Below are 1,608 nucleotides of genomic sequence, written 5' to 3' on the forward strand. Positions count from 1 at the left end.
TGTCGCGCAACTGTGCGCCTGGCCAGCCTTTGTCGAGGTCGGCGGCATGGGCGGCGAGTTTGTAGGTGATGATGCCGGTGCGCACGTCTTCTTTGTCGGGCAGGCCGAGATGCTCTTTCGGGGTAACGTAGCAGAGCATGGCTGTGCCGTACCAGCCGATGTTGGTCGCGCCTATGCCCGAGGTGATGTGGTCGTAGCCGGGGGCGATGTCGGTAACGAGCGGGCCGAGGGTGTAGAAAGGTGCTTCAAAGCAATGTTGCAGCTCTTCGGTCATGTTTTCTTTCACGCGTTGCAGCGGTACATGGCCGGGGCCTTCGATCATAACCTGTACGTCGTGTTCCCATGCTTTGGCGGTCAATTCGCCCAAGGTGTGCAGCTCGGCAAATTGGGATTCGTCGTTGGCATCGGCAATGCAGCCGGGACGAAGGCCGTCGCCGAGGCTGAACGATACGTCGTAGGCTTTCATGATTTCGCAGATTTCGTCGAAATGTGTGTAGAGGAAGTTTTCCTGATGATGGGCGAGACACCATTTCGCCATGATGGAGCCGCCGCGTGATACGATGCCGGTCAGGCGGTCGGCCGTCATCGGTACATAACGCAGCAATACACCTGCGTGCAGGGTGAAATAGTCCACGCCTTGTTCTGCCTGCTCGATTAAGGTATCGCGCACCAAATCCCAAGTCAGGTCTTCGGCAATGCCGCCGGTTTTTTCCAAAGCTTGGTAAATCGGCACCGTGCCGATGGGGACGGGCGCGTTGCGGATAATCCATTCGCGCGTTTCGTGGATGTGCGCGCCTGTGGATAAGTCCATAATCGTGTCCGCGCCCCAACGCAGCGACCATACCATTTTTTCGACTTCTTCGGTCAGGCTGGAGGTTACGGCGGAGTTGCCCAAGTTGCCGTTGATTTTGACGCGGAAGTTGCGGCCGATAATCATCGGTTCGAGTTCGGGGTGGTTGATGTTGGCAGGGATAATCGCACGTCCGGCGGCGATTTCTTGGCGCACGAATTCGGGCGTGATTTGGTCGGGATGGGTTGGGATATTCGCGCCGAAACTTTGCCCTGCGTGTTGTTTCAAGAGCTTGGCGTATTCAGGCCGTCTGAAAAGTTCGTCCAGCTTCATGCGTTCGCGTATGGCGACAAACTCCATTTCCGGCGTAATGATGCCTTGGCGGGCGTAGTGGAGCTGGGTTACATTGCGGCCTGCTTTGGCGCGGCGCGGACGGGTGATTTGGTTGAAGCGCAGATGGGCGGTTTTCGGATCGTGTGCGCGTTCGGTGCCATATTCGCTGGAAAGCTTGGGCAGGATTTCGGTATCGTCGCGTTCATCCAGCCATGCGGTGCGGACGTGTGGCAAACCCTGTTTTAAGTCGATGTGTGCCGCCGGGTCGCCGTATGAGCCGCTGGTGTCGTACACTGGAATTGGCGGATTGGCTTCCGTACCTTGTGCCGTGTAGGTATCGTCCTGACGGATTTCGCGCAAAGGCACGCGGATGTCGGCGCGGCTGCCCGGGATATAGACGCGGTTGGAATTGGGATATTGGAAGCGGATGCCGATGTCTTCGCTCAAGTCGGAAAGACGGCGCGCCTCATCGCCGGTTTTTTTAG

At 57.6% G+C, this 1,608-nt stretch carries 1 protein-coding gene; it reads right to left on the reverse strand.

What is annotated here, in order from left to right:
* The coding region (gene thiC / locus ACTHUM_RS13470) for a phosphomethylpyrimidine synthase ThiC (protein WP_440403109.1) at window positions 1-1,608 on the reverse strand (1,608 nt) is incomplete at both ends.

This window comes from Neisseria sp. P0021.S006, assembly GCF_051956895.1.